At 45.3% G+C, this 20,161-nt stretch carries 14 protein-coding genes; 9 read left to right on the top strand and 5 right to left on the bottom strand.

Annotation, left to right across the window (positions count from 1 at the left end; translation table 11 throughout):
* Window positions 1–206: 206 nt before the first annotated feature.
* The 5 genes from GJS45_RS10685 to GJS45_RS10665 all read left to right on the top strand — a co-directional run bounded on the left by GJS45_RS10685 (window position 207) and on the right by GJS45_RS10665 (window position 11,582).
* Window positions 207–3,383: a SusC/RagA family TonB-linked outer membrane protein gene (locus GJS45_RS10685; protein WP_162341744.1), complete on the top strand. Its 3,177-nt coding sequence runs from the start codon at window positions 207–209 to the stop codon at window positions 3,381–3,383.
* A gap of 20 nt (window positions 3,384–3,403) precedes the next feature.
* Window positions 3,404–5,263 (top strand): RagB/SusD family nutrient uptake outer membrane protein, encoded by a 1,860-nt coding sequence (locus tag GJS45_RS10680; protein ID WP_162341945.1) that lies wholly within the window; start codon window positions 3,404–3,406, stop codon window positions 5,261–5,263.
* Between the two features lie 180 nt (window positions 5,264–5,443).
* The gene (locus GJS45_RS10675) at window positions 5,444–8,773 is read left to right on the top strand and encodes a VCBS repeat-containing protein (RefSeq protein ID WP_162341742.1); all 3,330 of its coding nucleotides are present in this window, start codon (window positions 5,444–5,446) and stop codon (window positions 8,771–8,773) included.
* Window positions 8,774–8,785: 12 nt separating this feature from the next.
* On the top strand, window positions 8,786–10,159 hold the full coding sequence (locus tag GJS45_RS10670) for a vanadium-dependent haloperoxidase (protein WP_235954711.1): 1,374 nt from the start codon (window positions 8,786–8,788) through the stop codon (window positions 10,157–10,159).
* A gap of 34 nt (window positions 10,160–10,193) precedes the next feature.
* Window positions 10,194–11,582 carry a vanadium-dependent haloperoxidase gene (locus GJS45_RS10665; protein ID WP_162341740.1) on the top strand — a complete coding sequence of 463 codons (1,389 nt, stop codon included), beginning with the start codon at window positions 10,194–10,196 and terminating at the stop codon, window positions 11,580–11,582.
* Here GJS45_RS10665 and nadD read toward each other — a convergent pair whose 3' ends face one another.
* From nadD to GJS45_RS10645, 4 genes are read right to left on the bottom strand one after another with little or no spacing between them, the layout of a single operon-like run.
* Window positions 11,583–12,149, bottom strand: coding sequence for a nicotinate (nicotinamide) nucleotide adenylyltransferase (nadD, locus tag GJS45_RS10660; RefSeq protein ID WP_162341738.1), 567 nt, complete (start codon window positions 12,147–12,149; stop codon window positions 11,583–11,585). It lies immediately after the preceding gene.
* On the bottom strand, window positions 12,146–12,727 hold the full coding sequence (gene gmk, locus GJS45_RS10655; protein WP_162341736.1) for a guanylate kinase: 582 nt from the start codon (window positions 12,725–12,727) through the stop codon (window positions 12,146–12,148). Before gmk ends, nadD begins: the two co-directional genes overlap by 4 nt.
* Before the next feature lie 6 nt (window positions 12,728–12,733).
* Complete coding sequence (locus GJS45_RS10650) at window positions 12,734–13,006, bottom strand: anti-sigma factor (RefSeq protein WP_162341734.1); 273 nt, start codon at window positions 13,004–13,006, stop codon at window positions 12,734–12,736.
* Between the two features lie 17 nt (window positions 13,007–13,023).
* Window positions 13,024–13,614, bottom strand: a complete 591-nt coding sequence (locus GJS45_RS10645; RefSeq protein WP_162341732.1) for a sigma-70 family RNA polymerase sigma factor — start codon at window positions 13,612–13,614, stop codon at window positions 13,024–13,026.
* 113 nt (window positions 13,615–13,727) lie between these two features.
* Between GJS45_RS10645 and GJS45_RS10640 the strand changes: the two genes are divergently transcribed.
* From GJS45_RS10640 to murA, 4 genes are all read left to right on the top strand, one after another.
* Window positions 13,728–14,579: a lysophospholipid acyltransferase family protein gene (locus GJS45_RS10640; RefSeq protein WP_162341730.1), complete on the top strand. Its 852-nt coding sequence runs from the start codon at window positions 13,728–13,730 to the stop codon at window positions 14,577–14,579.
* Window positions 14,580–14,780: 201 nt separating this feature from the next.
* The gene (locus GJS45_RS10635; protein ID WP_162341728.1) at window positions 14,781–17,024 is read left to right on the top strand and encodes an ATP-dependent helicase; all 2,244 of its coding nucleotides are present in this window, start codon (window positions 14,781–14,783) and stop codon (window positions 17,022–17,024) included.
* A 92-nt stretch (window positions 17,025–17,116) separates the two neighbouring features.
* On the top strand, window positions 17,117–17,794 hold the full coding sequence (locus GJS45_RS10630) for a DUF4290 domain-containing protein (RefSeq protein ID WP_162341726.1): 678 nt from the start codon (window positions 17,117–17,119) through the stop codon (window positions 17,792–17,794).
* A complete protein-coding gene (gene murA, locus GJS45_RS10625) occupies window positions 17,794–19,101 on the top strand; it encodes a UDP-N-acetylglucosamine 1-carboxyvinyltransferase (protein WP_162341724.1) in 1,308 nt (435 codons plus the stop codon). Before GJS45_RS10630 ends, murA begins: the two co-directional genes overlap by 1 nt.
* On the opposite strand, the gene GJS45_RS10620 is transcribed toward murA, so the two are convergent.
* Entirely contained in the window at window positions 19,098–20,123 is a 1,026-nt protein-coding gene (locus GJS45_RS10620) for a PorP/SprF family type IX secretion system membrane protein (protein ID WP_162341722.1), read from the bottom strand. The two genes, murA and GJS45_RS10620, sit on opposite strands and share 4 nt — an antisense overlap.
* Between the last annotated feature and the right edge of the window lie 38 nt (window positions 20,124–20,161).

Here is a 20,161-nt window from a genome sequence, read left to right as displayed (position 1 = left end):
ATCAACTCGCTCTTTTTTTGATGAGTAGATAGCTAAAATAGCTGTTCATTGAAAAATTAATTATATTTTTCGCTTTTTTTAAAATTACCCTTTCATCCGAAATTAACGTCTTTTAACAGCCTATTGCATATACCAAAAAATACCTTCACTTTTAAAGTGTTATTTTAACAATAACTTTATCTATTATTAACCTAATTAATTAAAGAATGCAAAATTATTTACCCAAAACAAAACTGTTTTTGTTGGGTTTGGCCTTGCTTTTAGCGAGCAGCCTGACAGTACATGCGCAGTCCAGAGAGGTGACCGGAACGGTCATTTCGTCCGAGGACGACCTGTCCCTACCGGGGGTTTCGGTATTGGTGAAAGGCACCACTCGTGGTGCGGTGACCGATATTGACGGAAACTACCGGATAGCCTTACAACCCGGGGATGAAACGCTGGTTTTTTCCTTTGTGGGTTTTATTAAGCAGGAAGTTGCGATTGGAAACCAGAGTACCATTGACGTTACCCTTGCGCCGGACATGCAGTCCCTGAATGAGGTGGTGGTAGTCGGCTACGGAGAGCAAAAAAAGGAAACCATCACGGGGTCCGTAGCGACCGTAGAAGGTGCTGATTTGGTGAAATCACCTGCCATGAACCTTACCAACTCCATTGCTGGTCGAATGGCCGGAGTAATTGCCGTAAACCGAAGCGGGGAGCCAGGCTATGATGGTGCTGGAATTCGTATTCGGGGTTCAAATACCCTTGGTAATAACGATGCCCTAATCGTAATTGACGGTATCCCTGCCCGAGCAGGTGGTATTGACAGACTTAATCCAAATGACATCGAGACCATCTCCGTATTGAAAGATGCTTCTGCCGCTATTTATGGAGCCAGAGCAGCAAACGGGGTAATTCTCGTTACTACCAAAAGAGGAAAAGAAGGCAAACCTGAATTAACCTATCAGTTCAACCAGGGCTTTGCCCAGCCTACCGTTATCCCCGAACTGGCAGATGCGGCTCAGTATGGAGAAATGTTGAATGACCTGAGTGTGTACGAACTACCTGTCAGTGAATGGCGATCAGCTACCGATGCCTTTCGTTCTACAGGTACCTACACCCGGCCAGACGGTCAAGAAAGAACAGCTCCTTTCAGTCCTGAGGCGTTAGCTTTGCACAGAGCGGGAACAGATCCCTGGAATTATCCCAACACGGACTGGTACGGAGAAACCTTGAAAACATGGTCGCCGCAGGTACGGCATAACTTACAATTGAATGGTGGATCGGAAAATCTACGATACATGGCCTCTCTGGGATATCAAAACCAGGATGCTTATTACAAAAATTCCGCCACCGGTTACAAGCAGTACGACATGCGGATCAACCTGGATGCAAAAATCAATGAATACATCGATTTGCAATTAGGGGTTTTAGCGCGTCAGGAATATCGGTTCTTCCCTACCCGGGGTGCCGGAGCCATCTTTAGAATGCAGATGCGAGGAAAGCCCCATGAGCCAGCCTTCTGGCCTGATGGCCGACCCGGACCGGACATTGAAAACGGAGAAAATCCGGTAGTCATCACTACCAACGCCACCGGCTACGACCGGGATACCCGAAATTATTTCCAAACCAACGGTGCACTGAATATCAAAATTCCTGGGGTGGAAGGTTTGAAATTTCAGGGAACTGCGGCCGTGGATAACCTGAGCAGGTTTCAAAAAAGATGGGAAACTCCCTGGATTTTGTATCAGCGAGGTAATGGGTTTGAAGAGGATGGCGTTACTCCTGTCCTGGTGCCCAGCGAAAGAGGGCCTGCAGAGCCCCGGTTAAGACAAACCAATATCAACCAATTGAACATCCTCCTGGGAGGTGTGTTTAGTTACGAGAAGCAAATCGGGGACCATGTAATAAATGCCTTGGCCGGTGTAAACCAGGAAACCGTGGAGGGAGACGATTTCTTTGCCTATAGAAGGTACTTTATTTCTCCTGCCATTGATCAGATGTTTGCCGGTGGCGATGCTGAAAAAGACAATGGTGGTGGTGCCTTTGAGCGTGCTCGTCTCAATTACTTTGGTCGGGTAGCCTATAATTACCAGGAAAAATACCTGTTTGAATTCCTTTGGAGATACGATGGTTCCTATATTTTCCCGGAGCCTACCCGATTCGGTTTCTTTCCGGGTGTGATGGCAGGATGGGTGATTTCGGAAGAAAATTTCTGGAAAAACAACGTCCCTGTGATGGACTTCTTGAAGTTGAGAGGTTCCTGGGGTCAAATGGGTAACGACCAGATTTTCTTCGGTGGTTCCTTACAAGAGTATCAGTTTTTATCTACCTATGGATTCAGAAGTCAAATTCTGGAAAACACCGAGGCAAAGACCTTGTTTGAAACAAGAGTACCTAACACGGCCATTACCTGGGAAGTGGCCAACAACTCCAACATTGGATTGGAAGGGCAGCTGCTTCAGGGACAAATATTCTTCGAGTTAGATTACTTCTATAATAAACGAACCAATATCCTTTGGAGAAAAAATGCTTCTGTTCCCCAATCAAGTGGGCTTTCAGCACTACTTCCGGCAGAAAACATTGGAGAAGTTGAAAACAAAGGTTTTGATTTCAACCTCGGATACCGCGGTCAAGCTGGAGACCTGTCCTACAGCATCAGTGCTAATGGGGGTTATGCAAAAAACAAAATCCTTTTCTGGGACGAGCCTCCGGGAGCACCGGATTGGCAACGATCCACTGGCAAGCCTATGAATACTCCTGCCCCGGTTTACCTTTACGACGGTGTTTTCGCTAATGAAGATGCCATTGAAGCCGAAACACTGGATTACACGGACATTACCAACCAACTACGTCCGGGAGATATGCGGTTTAAAGATTACGATGGTGACGGTGCCATTACGCCTTTGGATCGGGTACGGTTAGACCGAAACAGTATTCCCCGTCTTCAGGGAGGTGTCAATATGAATGCCACCTTTAGGAATTGGGACATGTCTGTACTTTTCCAGGGAGCGGCTGGTGCCATTGCACTGGTTAGTCTGGGAGAATCCGGTAACATCGGTAACTACCTGTTGGAGTTTTATGAAAACAGATGGACCATTGATAACGAAAGCACGGAGTATCCAAGAATTGCTAACCGAAGCGACCAGTATTACTCCGGAGGAAACGATTTCTGGTACAGAAGTTCCGACTACATTCGTTTGAAAAACCTGGAAGTTGGGTATACCGTACCTCAGCAGGTTGGAGAAAGGTTTGGTATCAGCAACCTGAGATTTTATGCCAACGGGCTAAACCTGCTCACTTGGGATAAGTTAAAGGTATACGATCCGGAATCTGATAATGCAACCGGTCAGTACTATCCACAGGCCAGGGTAATCAATGCAGGTTTGTCTGTTACATTCTAAATCCAAAAACGTTGAATATGATGAAAAATATAAAATATTTAGGGTTGGGTCTCGCCATTTCTTTTCTCAATTTCTCTTGTGATGAGGAGTTTTTGAATACCCAGCCATTAGGAGAAGTATCTGAATCTGCCGTATGGACAGATGCAGGGCTTGCAGAAGCCTTTGTAACCGACCTCTACACCGGTTTGGGACAAGGCGGATTCAATGAACAGGCCTTGGCATCCCTGACGGATGAGGCCATCTTTACTCATCCGGGCAGAAATATCACCACCGTCACGGAAGCACGTTCCAACCCTCAAAATCCCGGTTGGATCGACGGAACCCGAAATTGGCCAAACATGTACAATAGCCTTCGGGCTACGAACATTGCGATCGAAAACCTTACCGACCCGGACTTCTCTAATGACGGAGGTATAGCCGATCGCTTATTGGGAGAGGCTACCTTTATGCGTGCTTATTTCCACCATCAGTTATTGAGGAATTTCGGAGCTGTTCCAATTGCAGATCGTACCTTTACTCTGGATGAGGAGACCTATGCGCTTCCCCGTAATACGTTTGAGGAGGTAGTAAATTTCATCGTTTCCGACCTGGACATGGCTGCGGATTTGTTGAGTGATCACAATCCCATCCGCGGAAGGGCCAATGAGATCGCAGCGTTAGCCTTGAAGTCAAGGGTATTGATTTACGCCGCATCCGATTTACATGACATGCCTACCGCCTCTGCTAACTCGGATGTAATTAGCGGGTATCAATACAAGGAACTGATCGGATATACCTCTGGTAACCAAGATCAAAGATACCAAAATGCACTGGATGCAGCGAAGGAAGTGCTGGACAAGGCAAGTGGAAACATGCTTGACCTGACCGAGCCCTTATCTCCGGAGGAAGCCACCCAAACCTACATCAACAATTCCCTTTCCAGAAATGGAGGAGAACAAGAGATGATTTTTGGAAGGTACTTCCTTTCACAGAAACCAGAATGGGGTGGTCGTCACGGCTTGCACAACGGTCCTAACGGTTACAACAACTGGGCGGGAAATACCCCTGTTCAATTATTGATCGATGACTACCAAATGATGGATGGCAGCGATTTTGACTGGGATAATGAAGAACACGCCGGTGCACCCTATGAAGGTCGTGAGCCTCGGTTTTATGCTACTTTCCTTTACGAAGGAGCGCCATGGAAGCCACGTTCTTCTGCCAACCAGGCAAGAGATCCACTGGGACAAATACAGACCGGCACCTATGAGGTGGTAAATAGTCAAGGTGAAAAAGTAACGCATTTTGGATTAGATACCCGAAATAGCCCCATTGAAGATTGGAACGGTAGTTATACCGGCTATTACCTACGGAAATTCATTGAGCCGGATCCAAATTTTGTAGACCAGAATACCTGGCAGGAAATCCCATGGCCCCACATCCGATTCACAGAAGTGATCTTTAATTACGTGGAAGCCAATATTGCCCTGGGTAACGATGAAGAAGCCAGAAATTGGCTGAACAAAATCCGATTCAGAGCCGGATTGCCAGCAGTAACCGCCTCAGGTGAAGAATTGTGGAACATTTTCATCAACGAAAAACGTAAGGAAATGGTCCACGAGGAACAGCGTTATTACGATGCCAGACGTTGGATGATCGCTCCTGAAACACAGGGACGACAGCCCAATGGCATCAGTATCGTGGGTACCCTCAAGCCGGGCAGGGAGCTTTCCATTTACCGTTACGATCCTGAATTTTACGATTACTCCTATGAGGTGATCGAGATTGATCCGGGTAAGGAAAACAGGTTATGGTTGGATAAGATGTACTGGATGCCCATCAGTTTTGATGAATCCCAGCGAAACGAAAACCTTATTCAAAATCCGGGTTACGAGGATTAATACATTTCGATAGACTCATTTATTTTAAAAGGCGATCCATGGATCGCCTTTTTTTTGCGCTAATAGCTGCCATCTGCTACCCTTTCTACTATTAACCCCGGAACATGCTGCATCCCAGGCACAAAATCCCAGGAAGCTCCCCAATTATTTCTATATTTGCATGATCATCTAGTCATCCCTATGTACAATAAAGTCCTTTATAAAATACAGCTTTTTGGATTCCTTATTATCTCTTTTTCCTGCCAGGAGGAAGTAGAAAAAACACCTGAAATAAAGCAATTTACGCTCTTATCGACGGATGCCACCGGTGTGGATTTTGAAAATACCCTTACCGAAGGATTGAACACGAACATACTGGTGTATGAATATTTTTATAATGGCGGAGGTGTGGCTATCGGCGACCTGAATGGAGATGGGTTTGATGACGTGTATTTCTCGGGAAACATGGTGGAAAACCGGCTCTACCTGAATCGGGGAAATATGAAATTCGAAGATGTTACCCATACTGCCGGCGTGCAAACGCGACCGGGACCCTGGAAAACAGGCGTGACTTTTGCCGATGTAGACGGAGACGGCCTACTGGATATTTATGTCTGCTATTCCGGGAGCTTACCTCCTGAAAAACGGAAAAATGAATTGTATATCAATCAAGGTCCAAATGAACAGGGAATTCCTATTTTCAAAGAAATGGCAGCCCAATTTGGTATCGATAGTGAGGCTACCAGCACACAAGCCAGCTTTTTTGATTTTGACAATGATGGGGATATGGATTTGTTTTTACTCAACCATAATCCAAAATCCCTACCGGTACTGGACGAATCCAGCACGGCCGAAATCCTGAAAAACACCGATCCGGCAGGACCACAACTTTTTCGAAACGACGGTAACAGTTTTACAGAAATCACCCGGGAAGCGGGTATTCAGCAGGTGGCTCTTTCCTATGGATTAGGTGCCGGAATCTCCGATGTTAATGGTGATGGGTGGATGGATATCTACGTCAGTAATGATTATACGGCACCGGATTACCTCTACCTGAATAACGGCGATGGAACCTTTACCGACGTGATTGGCGATGCCATGGGCCATACCTCTCATTTTTCCATGGGCAATGATATCGCTGACATTAACAATGACGGGTATCCGGATATTTTCACACTTGACATGCTGCCGGAAGGTAACAAACGGCAAAAATTATTGATGGCTCCGGATAATTACGAAAAATTTGAATACAAGCTAAATGTTGGTTTTCACCATCAGTACATGCGGAACATGCTCCATATCAACCATGGAAATGGCTTGTATAGTGAAGTAGGACAGGTAGCCGGGGTTTCCAACACCGATTGGAGCTGGGCTGCCTTACTGGCAGATTTCGACAATGACGGGCATAAAGACTTATATGTTACAAACGGATATTTCCGGGACTACACCAATCAGGATTTCTTAAAATACATGGCCGACTACCTAAAGAACAATCAAAATGGGTTACGGAGAGAGAACATTCTGGAATTGGTGCAAAGCATGCCTTCTTCGGATTTAGCGAATTATATTTTCAAGAATAAAGACGGATTGCAATTCGAAAAAAAATCGGAAGAATGGGGGGTCGACCAAAATGCCAATAGCAATGGTGCAGCCTACGCCGACCTGGATAATGATGGTGACCTGGACCTAATCATCAATAACATCAACCAGCCCGCTTTTATCTACCAAAACAATTCGGATTCGTTGGCCAAAAATAACCGTTATTTAAAGGTTAAGTTAAATGGAACTGCTGGAAATAGTCAGGGTGTAGGTGCAAAGGTATGGCTCTATCATGGAGATCAGCTGCAAACGCTTGAACAAATGCCAACCAGAGGGTACCAGTCGAGCGTATCTCCTACGCTGCATTTTGGTTTGGGAGAAGTGGCGCGGATTGATTCACTGGTGGTTACCTGGCCTGGGGGATTGTCTGAAAAAATATTCGATATTCAAAGCAACCAAACCCTAAGCCTGATGCAGGAAAATGCCGTGGACAGGTTGCCGGGTACTGAAGAGCCCCCTGCACTTTTTGTAGAAATCCCCTCTCCAATCGAACATCAGTCACCTGCTAACACCATCAATGATTTTAAGCGGCAGCCGCTCCTGGTCAATCCCATTTCTTTCTCAGGTCCGGTGATGAAACGAGCCGACCTAAATGGAGACGGTCTGGACGATCTTTTTGTAGGAGGAGAAATGGGACAGGCAGGGAAAATCTACCTTCAACAAATCGATGGAAGCTTCCGGATAAAAAGCAATCCCGATTTGGATAATGATCGGGATTACCAGGATACAGACGCACTTTTGGACGATTTTACAGGCGACGGCCATGCCGACCTGTACGTGGGCAGTGGTGGATACGGTTCCCTGTTACCGGAAGACCCTTTATTACAAGACAGGCTCTATGTAAACGACGGGCAGGGAAATTTCTCCCGGTCAACCGATCTGCTACCGGAAATGCTGACAAGCACCGGTGCCCTCGCCGCACATGATATCAACAATGACGGGCTTCAAGACATTTTTGTCGGCGGCAGGGTGATCCCGGGAAGGTACCCGGAAATTCCTCAAAGCTACCTGCTCCTTAACGAAGGACTTGGAAAAATGGCAGACAAAACAACCGATTGGTGCCCGGAACTTTCCAGTCTTGGGCTAGTCACCGATGCCGCTTGGGTGGACCTCCACAACGACGGAACTACCGAGCTGGTCGTGGTGGGAGAATGGATGCCTATTTCCGTATTTGAAAACCAAGGGGGTAGACTTCTTCGTTCTTCTGAAAAGTATTTTGCGGAACCCCAGCACGGTTGGTGGAACAGGTTGCATGTAGGAGATGTGAATGCCGATGGCAAACCGGATTTGGTGCTGGGAAACCATGGGCTAAACAGCCAGGTAAAGGCCAGTAAAGCCGAGCCAGCGGAAATGTATTATAAGGATTTTGATAATAATGGTGCAATCGATCCGATTCTGAGCTTTTACATCGACGGGGAGCCCTATCCATACCTTACCCGGGACGAACTTCTGGACCAGATTTCAATGATGAGAACCAGGTTTACGGATTATGAAAGCTTTTCCGAGGCAAAGCTGGAAAATATTTTTTCTGAAAAAGAACTTGAAAATGCTGGATACCTAAAGGCTACAACATTAGAAACCTGTTTGTTTGTCAGCACCGGGAATCAATTGCTGGAAAAAAAATCGTTGCCAGTAGAAGCCCAATTTTCACCGGTTTTTTCGATAGAAAGTGGGGATCTGAATAAGGATGGTCATATGGATTTAATTCTGGGAGGGAACATTGATAGGGCCCGATTACGTTTTGGTAAATACGATGCCAATTACGGCACCGTTCTGATGGGAGACGGCAACGGTAACTTTCGGTATTTACCTCAAAAAAGATCCGGTCTTACCACCAAGGGAGATGTGCGAAGTATGGAAATAATCAACGGGAACCTATTGGTCGGAATCAATCAGGGGTCCGTGGTTGCCTATCGCCTACAGAACCAGTAAATTAAACCATAAATGAATCTAAAAGGCAAGTCACTCATAAAACGAAATTTGGCCACCCGGCTCGTGATGGGCATCATGGTGGTTTCGTTATTTTTTTCTTGTCAGCCGACGGGAGAAAAAAAACCTTTGCCGGCCGAAAGCATTGGATGGGTCACCGAAAAAATGACGGATTTAATGGTGCATGATATCACCAATCCTCCACTTGCCGGTCGATTCTACGCCTATGCTTGCCTGTCAGGCTACGAGGTATTGGCCACCAATAGTGAGGGAAACCCCTCTTTTTCGGGATTCTTAAACGGACTGGATTCCATCACTCAACCCGACTGGGAAAGCCCTTCGCTTCCTATGAGTGCTATCTTTGCGATGACCCACACCGCAGGAGCCATGCAGCCCTCCGGTTCGGAAATGGAGGCCTTTGAGCTGTCCTTTGCAGACTCTTGCAGCAGCTGGGGCTACGACGAACAGGAAATCTCGCGGGCAAAAACGTACGGGAAATTTATAAGCAGTCAAATACTGGAATACGCAAATGCGGATCGGTATCGGGAGATCAGTAACTACCCACGCTACCAGCCCTCTCCCGGAGAAGGCAAATGGTACCCCACTCCTCCCGGGTATTTTGCGCCTGTCGAACCCTACTTTAACACGGTAAGGCCCTTTTTGCTTAGTAGTTCGGATCAGTTTAAGCCCAAACCGCCGGTTCCTTTTTCATCTAACCCTGATTCGGAGTTTTATAAATTAATGCAAGAAGTGTATGAATTGGAAATGAATAAGGAGCAACGTGAAATAGCTGCATTCTGGGATTGCAATCCGTTTGCACTAGAGGAGACCGGTCATTTGATGGTAGGAGTCAAGCAAATTTCTCCAGGAGGACACTGGATGGGCATCACGGATATTGCTTGTCAAAAAGCCGGTTTGGAATTTGAAGAAGCGATGAAAGTCAACAGTATCGTTGCTATGGGATTAATGGATGGTTTCATTAGTTGTTGGGATGAAAAATACAGGAGCGATCGCATCCGACCCGAAACGGCCATCCGTAAATACCTGGACCCGTCATATAAGCCCATGCTACAGACACCACCATTTCCGGAATACCTTAGCGGACATTCCACTATTTCCACCACTTCTGCCGTCATACTTAGCCATTTCTTTGGCGAGAAATTTTCCTACACAGACACGGTGGAAGAGAAATATGGCCTGGGAACCAGAGATTACGAATCCTTTCTTCATGCCTCTGAGGAAGCCAGTATTTCCAGGCTTTATGGTGGTATTCACTATATGGATGCCATTACCCGTGGCCAGGATCAGGGAAAAAAAGTGGGGGAATGGATCCTGGCAAAACACCAGGCACACCTGGACAAACGAAATGCACTATTGGTAAATGACTGATTCACTTGCTATCTTTAGGTTAATTTCAAATGAAATGACACTAGTGACAAAAAACTTTCGAATACACCTGGTTACGGCCATTTTTAGTTGGGTATTGCTATTTTCTGCCTGTGCTCCCAATGAGGAATACAAAGCGTTGCTGCAGGAGAATCAATTGCTGATTAATGCCAATGGACAACTGACTGATGTCATCGTTCACGACATTTTTTCTCCTCCGGTTGCCAGCCGGATTTACGCCTACCCGGCCATAGCCGCCTATGAAGCTGCGGTATTGGCAGCACCGGAAACCTATATTTCCTTATTGGGGCAGTTGAATGGATCCAATCCCCTTTTGGTTCAGATGGACGGCGATCCCGAAGCGATCAATTTCCATCTGGCAGCCTTGGCGGCCTATTATAAGGTCGCCTCTCAATTGGTTTTTTCTGAGGATGACATGATGGCATACCGAGATGCTGCTTTTGAGAAAATTCAGGAAGCAGGCATGCCCAATGCCGACTTTGAAGCCGCCGTTGATTTGGGTGAGTCCATTGGTGAACAGATCCTGGTTTATGCATCTCAGGACAACTACCACCAAAGCCGGTCATTTGAAAAATACACCATTCGAAATGACCCGGGAAGCTGGCGGCCCACGCCCCCGGCCTATATGGAAGGGATCGAACCCCATTGGAATAAAATTAGAACCTTCTTTTTAGATTCCGCAGACCAATTCATTCCTCCCCCTCCCCCTCCATATGACACTGTTCCGGATAGTCGTTTTTATCAGGACGCTTATGAAGTAATGGAAGCAGGGAATCAGATGGATGACCATCAGGAAGAAATCGCCTTTTTTTGGGACTGCAATCCCTATAAAATGAATGTCAAAGGACATGTGATGTACGCGGAGAAGAAAATTACGCCGGGTGGCCATTGGATGGGCATTGCAGGGATTGCCTCGAAAGCCAAGAATCTCAATTGGAAACAAACAGCAGAAACCATGGCCGTCACTTCCATTTACCTGTTTGATGCCTTTATTTCCTGTTGGGACGAAAAATACCGAAGTGTGCTGATAAGGCCTGAAACCTACATCAATCAATACATGGATGAGAGCTGGACTCCTTTGTTGCAAACGCCCCCCTTTCCGGAGTATACCAGTGGACACAGTGTGATTTCCACGGCAGCCTCGCTGGCCCTAACAGACCTACTGGGAGAACCCTTCACTTTCCTGGATTCTACGGAGGTAAAGTATGGACTGGGTACGCGCGAATTTAACTCCTTTCGGGAAGCTGCTGAAGAAGCTGCCATCAGCCGGTTTTATGGAGGCATCCATTATTTACCGGCAATCGAGCACGGGGTAGATCAGGGAAAAGCGGTGGCATCCTGGATAGACCGGCACATTCAGACCAGAAAAATTTCTCTGGCTGAAAATACCCCACAGGACAAGTGATCAGATAAAAAAATTCTTATCCCGAATGTAATCCAGTACGTGCGGATGAAGTAGGTACCTCACCGATCCTCCCCGCTGTAACGTTTTACGAATAAATGTGGCGGAAATATCTAATAAAGGGGCTTCGACGTAGCGAATGTTTTCGTGTTCCAGCGTCTTATTTTTTCCGGGCCTGGGGTACACATACATCCCGTACTGCTTTAGGATTTCTTCGCTGTTTTTCCACTTATGAAAGTGGGTTAGGTTATCTCCCCCTAAAATCAACGAAAACTCATGGTTGGGAAATTTTTCAGAAAGGTAGGTCAGTGTGTCGATGGTATAGCTTGGCCTGGGCATTTGAAACTCCACATCCACTACCTTGAAGCTAAAATGATCAGCGGTGGCAAGTTCTACCATTCGTAAGCGATCAAACTCATGCAGCAGGGAGCGTCTAGATTTGTGAGGGTTTTGTGGGGAAACCACAAACCACACCTCTTCTAAATCGGTCTGGTCCTGAAGGGTATCGGCAATGATCAGATGACCGATATGGATGGGGTTGAATGAGCCGAAAAACAGTCCTACTTTCAAACCGACTGATCATCAATAAATTCCCTAACAAGCTTTTCGGCCTCCTGAAATGAAACTTGCAAATCCTCGTTGATTAAGGTAATATCAAATCGATCTTCAAACCCCATTTCAAATTTGGCTTTGTAAATCCTTCTGGAGAGGCTTTCTTCCGACTCGGTGCCCCTTTCTCGCAGCCGCTCTGCCAGGTCTTCCATGGAAGGCACTTTCACGAATACCGCCAGTGCCTTACTTCCGAAGTAGTTTTTTAAATTTAGTCCACCTTTGACATCCACATCAAAAATGACGTGTTTGCCTGCATCCCAAATGCGTTGGATTTCTTCTTTCAAGGTCCCGTAAAAATTGCCCTCGTACACTTCTTCCCATTCAATGAATGCATTTTGATCAATTTTGGCACGAAACTCCTCTGGTGTAAGAAAATAATAATCCTTTCCGTTCTCTTCGGCTCGCCCTCTCCTATCGCGGGTACAAGCAGAGATGGAAAAACCAAGTTGCGGTATTTGTTGAAGGAGGTGTTTGACGATGGTTGTCTTCCCTGATCCGGAGGGGGCTGAAAAAATAATCGCTTTTCCCTGAGCCATAAAAGTTTACTTGATTTCTTGTATTTTTTGCCGAATGGTATCTGCTAATTCCGCAGGGACCATGTGCTTGGTACATTTGTTTTTCAACACTTCCCGAATTACTTTTTCCAGATGATAATGCTCAAAACAAGGTTGACATTTCGCCAATTTTTCATCCAAAATTTCTTTTGATGCCGTGGTCTCTTCCCCATCCAGAATGCTTTCCAATAGCTCGAAGCATTTGCTTTCATCACTACAGTTCAATTTTCTCTCGCTGGATGTGTTTAGATTTTTGTCCATTTCAACTAGTTTTTCGATTATTCTTCATCCGTATCATAGCCCATGTTTTCAGCATAGGAACGGAGTTTATCCTTCAAAAGGTTCCTGGCACGGTGAAGCCTTGACCGTACCGTACCGATGGGGATATCCAGGATCTTTGCCATTTCTTCATACGTAAACCCTTCCAGATCACAAAGAATTATCACCGTCCTGAAATCCACGGCCAAGCTGTTGAGTGCATTGGAAATTTCGTCTCCCAACATGTCCTTGACCGCATCGACCCTCAAATCTGAGGTCATACTATAGTCAACATTATCGGAGTTGTAATAAGTTTCAACTTCTTGATAATCTACTTTTGACGGTTGCTTGCTTTTCTTCCGGTACTCGTTGATAAAGCTGTTTTTCAAAATTCTGAAAAGCCAGGCTTTGGCATTGGTTCCTTGCTCAAAAGAGTTGATAAACCGATATGCTTTTAGGTAAGTATCCTGGACCAGGTCTTTCGCATCGTCCTCATCAAATGTCAACCTGTACGCAAAATTATACATGGAATCAATATGAGGCATGAACTCATGATCAAAGATGCTGTTTTTTTCTTTATCGGAATATTTTTTTCGCTGCACTTCGGACATAGATTATAAAATTACAAATTGACTTTATTTATAACTAATTTAAACCAAGAAAGTCGACAATTTTTCATTATTTTGAACTTCTTTAACGCCTGAAAAACCCAGCATTTAATCGCATGATCTTTATTCGCCTCCTTTCTAAGTTGCCATTGAGGGTTTTATTTGTGCTGTCGGATTTAATTTACTTCCTGGCCTATTACCTCATGGGCTACCGAAAAAATATCGTCCGGAATAACCTGAAACAAGCCTTTCCAGAAAAACCAAGCAAAGAAAGACGGCAAATCGAAAAAAAATTCTATCGGAATTTCACTGATTCACTAGTCGAAACGATCAAATTGCTTACCATCGGCAAAAAAGAACTGAACAAACGGTTTCTTGTAAAAAACCCCGCTCTGATTTTTGATAAAGTGGATCAGGGAGAGATTATCATAGGGATGTGTGGACATCTTTTCAATTGGGAAGGCCATCTGCTTACAGTGTCTTCGGAAGTACATGAGAAATGCGAGACCATTTATACCCGTGTTAACCAGCCATTTTTCGAAGATCTCATGCACAAAATCAGGGGAAGAATGGGAGCTGACCTGACCGAGCGAAAATCATTTCAGCGAGCATTTTTAAAAAAAAGACATACGCCGAGACTGATCGTTCTGGCAGCCGACCAAAGACCCAATAGGGTAGACATCCGCTATCGAAGGCCTTTTTTGAATCGCGAAACCACTTTTTTTGAGGGAGGAGAAAAATTATCCAAAAAATTCAACCTGACGGTTATCTACGCCTACATTACCAAACCCAGACGTGGATATTACGAATATGAATACCGTATTTTAGCCAAACCACCGTATGATAGCGAGCAGCCTCATAGCATAACGAACACCTTCGTCAAATTTTTAGAGGAGAATATCCGTGATCAACCCGCTCTTTATTTATGGTCTCATAACCGGTGGAAGGAAAACTGGTCCCAACGCTGATTATTGGAGAAAAATGGTTCAATCGCTTGTTGCCTTTGGAAAAGGCTTTTCCGCTTCATATACAACGGCAGGTTTAACCGCTCAGGTAAATCCGGGGATGGCATGACATTTCAAATCTCAAAAAGGATAACCTAAAAAAGAATTGGTAACTTTGATCTGGCTAATTACCATCCTCTGAATAAAGAAAATCGAACAAGCCCTATGGATTACTTATCAAGCCTCAATCCCCCCCAACGAGAAGCAGTAGAGAGAACGGAGGGGCCGGTGATGATCATTGCCGGTGCCGGATCCGGTAAGACCAGGGTATTGACCTACCGAATTGCGCATCTGATCCATGCCCGGAAAGTAGATCCCTTTCAGATATTATCCCTGACCTTTACTAACAAAGCTGCCAGTGAAATGAAGCAGCGCATAGAAAAACTGATTGGACTGGAAGCCAGAAATACCTGGATGGGCACCTTCCACTCTGTTTTTGCCAAAATCCTTCGGGTAGAAGCCCAGAAGCTTGGCTACCCCTCAAATTTCACCATTTACGATACCGATGACAGTAAATCGCTGATTCGTTCGATTGTCCGGGAGATGAAACTGGACGATAAGGTGTATAAGGCCAATACGGTTTTATCTCGCATTTCGGGTGCCAAAAACCGGCTTATTTCCTGGGAGACCTATCTGAATGATCCCTACATTACCGCTGATGATGAAGCGGCTATGAAGCCTAAAGTCGGCGAAATTTACAAAAACTATCAAAAACGGTTGTTTCGCTCCGGAGCTATGGATTTTGACGATTTACTGTTTAATACCAACGTTCTTTTCAGGGACCATCCGGATGTATTGAATAAATACCAGCAACGTTTCCGATACGTGATGGTGGACGAGTTTCAGGACACCAACCTTTCCCAATACCTGATCACCAAAAAACTGGCTGCGGTCCACCAGAATATTTGCGTGGTAGGCGATGATGCGCAAAGCATTTATGCCTTCAGAGGGGCCGATATTCAGAACATCCTCAATTATGAGAAAGACTACCCGGACCTGTTTATCGTCAAACTGGAACAGAATTACCGATCTACCAAAAATATTGTAGAAACGGCTAACTCCATCATCGCCAAAAATAAATCCCAGCTTCAAAAAAACGTGTGGACGCAAAATGATCAAGGGGATTTGATTGAATTGATGAAAGCCTCCTCTGATAACGAGGAAGGGAGAATGGTGGCAACGACCATCTTTGAGGAAAAAAACAATAAAAAATTGCGAAACAGTGACTTCGCCATTCTCTACCGCACCAATTCCCAGTCTCGATCCATGGAGGAAGCCCTGCGGAAATTGGGTATTTCATACCGGATCGTAGGGGGACTTTCCTTTTACCAGAGAAGGGAAATAAAAGACCTGATGGGTTATTTCAGGTATGTGGTCAACCAGGAAGATGAAGAAGCCTTCAAGCGGGTCATCAATTATCCCAAAAGAGGAATTGGGGCCAGTAGTGTGGAAAAAATGATGGTGGCCGCTTACGAGCATGACATTGGTCTGTGGGAAGTGATTTCCAACAGCAGCAGTTTCTTATCCGGTCGCGCAGCAAATGCCGTAGGAGATTTTGGCACCATGATCCGCAGTTTTAAAATTGAAGCTGAGCGAAAAGATGCTTTCGAAGCAGCCACGAGCATTGCGAAACAATCCGGTTTGTTGCGGGAATTGTACGAGGACAAGACCATTGAAGGGCTGAATCGCTATGAAAACGTGCAGGAATTGCTGAATGCCATGAAGGAGTACGTGGACAATCCCGAAAATGAGGACAAATCCCTGGGTGCATTTTTACAGGAAATTGCGCTATTAACGGATGAAGATCAAAATAAAGAAAACCAGGATACGGTCACATTGATGACCATTCATGCCTCCAAGGGACTGGAATTCAAGTACGTATTTGTCGTAGGCATGGAGGAGGACCTCTTTCCCTCCCAAATGATGATGCAAAGCCGGGAAGATCTGGAGGAAGAGCGTCGGCTTTTTTATGTGGCCTCCACCCGGGCAATGGAAAGATTATACCTGAGCTATGCCCTGACCCGGTATCGGTACGGAAGGTTGCTCAACTGTGAGCCCAGCCGGTTTTTAGAAGAAATTGACCCAACTTTTGTAAAAGTAAATAAAAAAATCAGCAGTACCCTTTCCAGCAGTTTTAGGGATTCCGAAGGCAGTCAGGGATTTGTCGGATTAAAAAAACCGGCCATGCGAAACGCCACAGCGAAGATACATACCCCCAGCCCGGATTTCAAACCCTCCAACACCCATAATTTGACAGAAGGAATGAAAGTAGAACATCCCAAGTTTGGGTTTGGCTTGGTGAAAGCAATTGAAACGGAAGGTGTGAATCGAAAGGCTCATATTCACTTCGACCATTTTGGAGATAAAACTTTATTACTTAGCTTTGCAAAACTTCGCATCGTAGATTAAGACCGAAGGCGGATACCGAAAACAAAGCGTACTGACAAATGCCTATTTTTTAGTATATTGACAAAAGTTCAGGAAACTTAAATGCAGGTATCATGACCAATAATGAAAAGCCTAAAAACAAAGTTATTTTGAAAGAATACGGAAAAAACATCCAAAAATTAGTGGATTACATCAAGACGGTTCCAGAGGATGAAAAAAGGACGGAATACGCCTACGCCCTGGTGGAGTTGATGAAACAGCTTAATCCATTATTGAAAACCGAAAGCGACCAGAAGCTTTGGGACGACATGTACATCATGTCTGATTTTGAACTGGAGGTGAACGGACCCTTTCCCATGCCTCCCAAGGAGCTTTTGGGTAAAAAACCACAGCCCATCGGCTACCCGGAAGGCGAAGTGAGGTTCAAGCATTATGGAAGAAACATCGAAAAACTAATCGAAAAAGCCATCGAGATAGAAGATGACGATGAGCAGGAAACCGCTTTGATTTATATTGGCCAATTAATGAGAAGTTTTCACTCCACCTGGAACAGGGAAAACTTTGATGATGCCATTATCATTGATGATATCAAAACACTTTCCAAGGGAAAACTACATATAGACCTGGATAAAGTGAAGGAGAACGGACTTTTTGAAACCAGTATGCGAAGGGATTTTAAAACCAACGTAGCCACTCCGCAAAACAGCTCATCGAACAGTGGTGGACGAAGGAATTACGGCGGAGGTAAGCGACGAAACAACAGTTCCAATAGCAAAAAAAGAAGAAATTAATGGCATCATTCCGGGTAAAGGGTGGAACGCAGCTCAAAGGAGAAATCGTTCCCCAGGGTGCAAAAAACGAGGCACTGCAGATTCTTTGTGCCGTTTTGCTAACCTCCGAAGAGGTAATCGTCGAAAAAATCCCCAACATTCGCGATGTCAATAAACTAATGGACCTGCTTTCGGATATGGGGGTCCTGATTGAAAAAAAAGGCCCGGAAAGTTACTCCTTTACAGCAAAAAATATCAAACTTTCCTATTTGGACTCGGAGGAATACCTTCAAAAAGCTTCCGGACTCCGTGGGTCCGTAATGCTACTTGGCCCCTTGCTTGCCCGGTTTGGGAAAGGGAGAATTTCCAAACCCGGAGGCGATAAGATCGGCAGGAGAAGGATGGACACCCATTTCACTGGTTTTCAAAAACTCGGAGCCAAATTTCATTACGACGGAAAAAAAGGGATCTATAAAATAGACGGAAGCAAGCTCACCGGTACCTACATGCTCCTGGACGAAGCTTCCGTTACCGGCACGGCTAATATCATTATGGCCGCATGCATGGCCAGTGGAAAAACCACCATCTACAATGCCGCCTGCGAACCCTACCTTCAGCAACTGTGCCTGATGATCAATCGCATGGGGGGTAAAATAACCGGCATCGGTTCCAATCTCCTGCACATTGAAGGCGTAGACAAGCTGAAAGGCACCAGCCATACCTTGCTACCAGACATGATTGAAATTGGTTCATTCATCGGCCTGGCCGCCATGACCCAATCCGAAATCACCATCAAAAACGCCCGGGTCGATAAACTTGGCCTGATTCCGGAAACGTTTCAGCGATTGGGAATAAAAATGGAAATCAGAGACGATGATATTTTCATCCCTTCCCAAAAGCTGTACGAAATTGAAACCTTTATCGATGGTTCCATTCTTACGGTCTCTGATGCCATCTGGCCCGGATTTACTCCCGACCTGTTGAGCATTGTATTGGTTATCGCCACGCAAGCCAAAGGCACCGTTCTTGTCCATCAGAAAATGTTTGAAAGCCGCTTGTTTTTTGTGGATAAATTGATAGACATGGGTGCGCAAATTATTTTATGCGACCCACACCGGGCTACCGTTATCGGACTGGCACGCAAATACCCCCTAAAGGCGATCCGAATGACATCACCGGACATACGGGCAGGTGTGGCATTATTAATTGCCGCCATGTCTTCAGATGGCACTTCTGTAATCGATAATGTGGAGCAAATTGACCGGGGCTATCAATACATCGACCAACGTCTCAACGCCCTGGGAGCGGATATCGTGCGATTTGATTAAAACCGGAAGCAGGGAATGATCGTGCTTCTTTTATTCCGGTCTTTCGGATCCCCGTATAAAAAAGAATACCGGATAGAAATTTCATGAGCTCCCGCAGAACTCCCCAGGCTTAGCTTGGAAGCGGTAAAGTCAAAACTATACCCAATATCTATCCCATTGTTCAGTACCACTCCCAGCAAGCCTACAATAGACTCGTTATTGGGTAAATCGTATTTGACGGGAAAACCTCTGTACCAGACCCCCAGGATCAGTGGTTCTATAAACAACTGGGCACCCAGATCCAGTTGATTAAATGGATCCTGGTGCTTATAATTAAAAGCAAAAAATGCAGAGCGTTCCTGACGCGTATTGCTATAGTAATTATTAATCATTCCCTCACCCAGATTAAATTTGATCCCTCCATGGGCTGAAAGTCTCATGGGCAACTCACTGATATTGCCATCCACAAAAGAAGTGTTGGGTTCGGAAAGGTGATGACCCGATACGCCTACCCACATCATCTGCGTATGAAACACCATACCGAAATTATAATCCACAAAGCTATGCTTATAGTCAGCAGCCATCAACTCGCCGCTAAAATCATCAATATACCCACGTTCGATATCCAACTGAGATCCGAATACCAAATCACCAAAATAGGCATCCCTGGTTACAAAACTGGCCTGTCCACCAAATCTGAGGTAGGAGTCCAGTCCTAAATGCACTTTATAGGAATAGACCAGACCTACCTCATTGGTGCTGAGTTGTGATTGGCTTTCCCGCGTGGAATTGATGATGAGACCTGCTCCCGAATTGATGTCAAACATGTAATGATCTATATATGCAGAATAGGAGACAAAAGAATGGTCCAGTCCTGGCCATTGGTTTCTGTAGTTGGCCCCGATCCGGGTCAGTTCCGTTGCCCCCGCAAATGCCGGATTCAAATACAATGGTGCTGCATAAAACTGAGAATACTGCATGTCCTGCGCCTGTACATAATTCCAGGTTAACATAAAAATAAGTAGGGTATATATCGTTTTCATCACTCCATCGGTTTATTCATCCTATCCTTTTGTTCTCT

It is taken from the genome of Cyclobacterium salsum, from assembly GCF_010119245.1.
GTDB lineage: Bacteria > Bacteroidota > Bacteroidia > Cytophagales > Cyclobacteriaceae > Cyclobacterium > Cyclobacterium salsum.
Note: the sequence above shows the minus strand (reverse complement) of the source record. Positions and strands in the feature narration are given on the sequence as shown.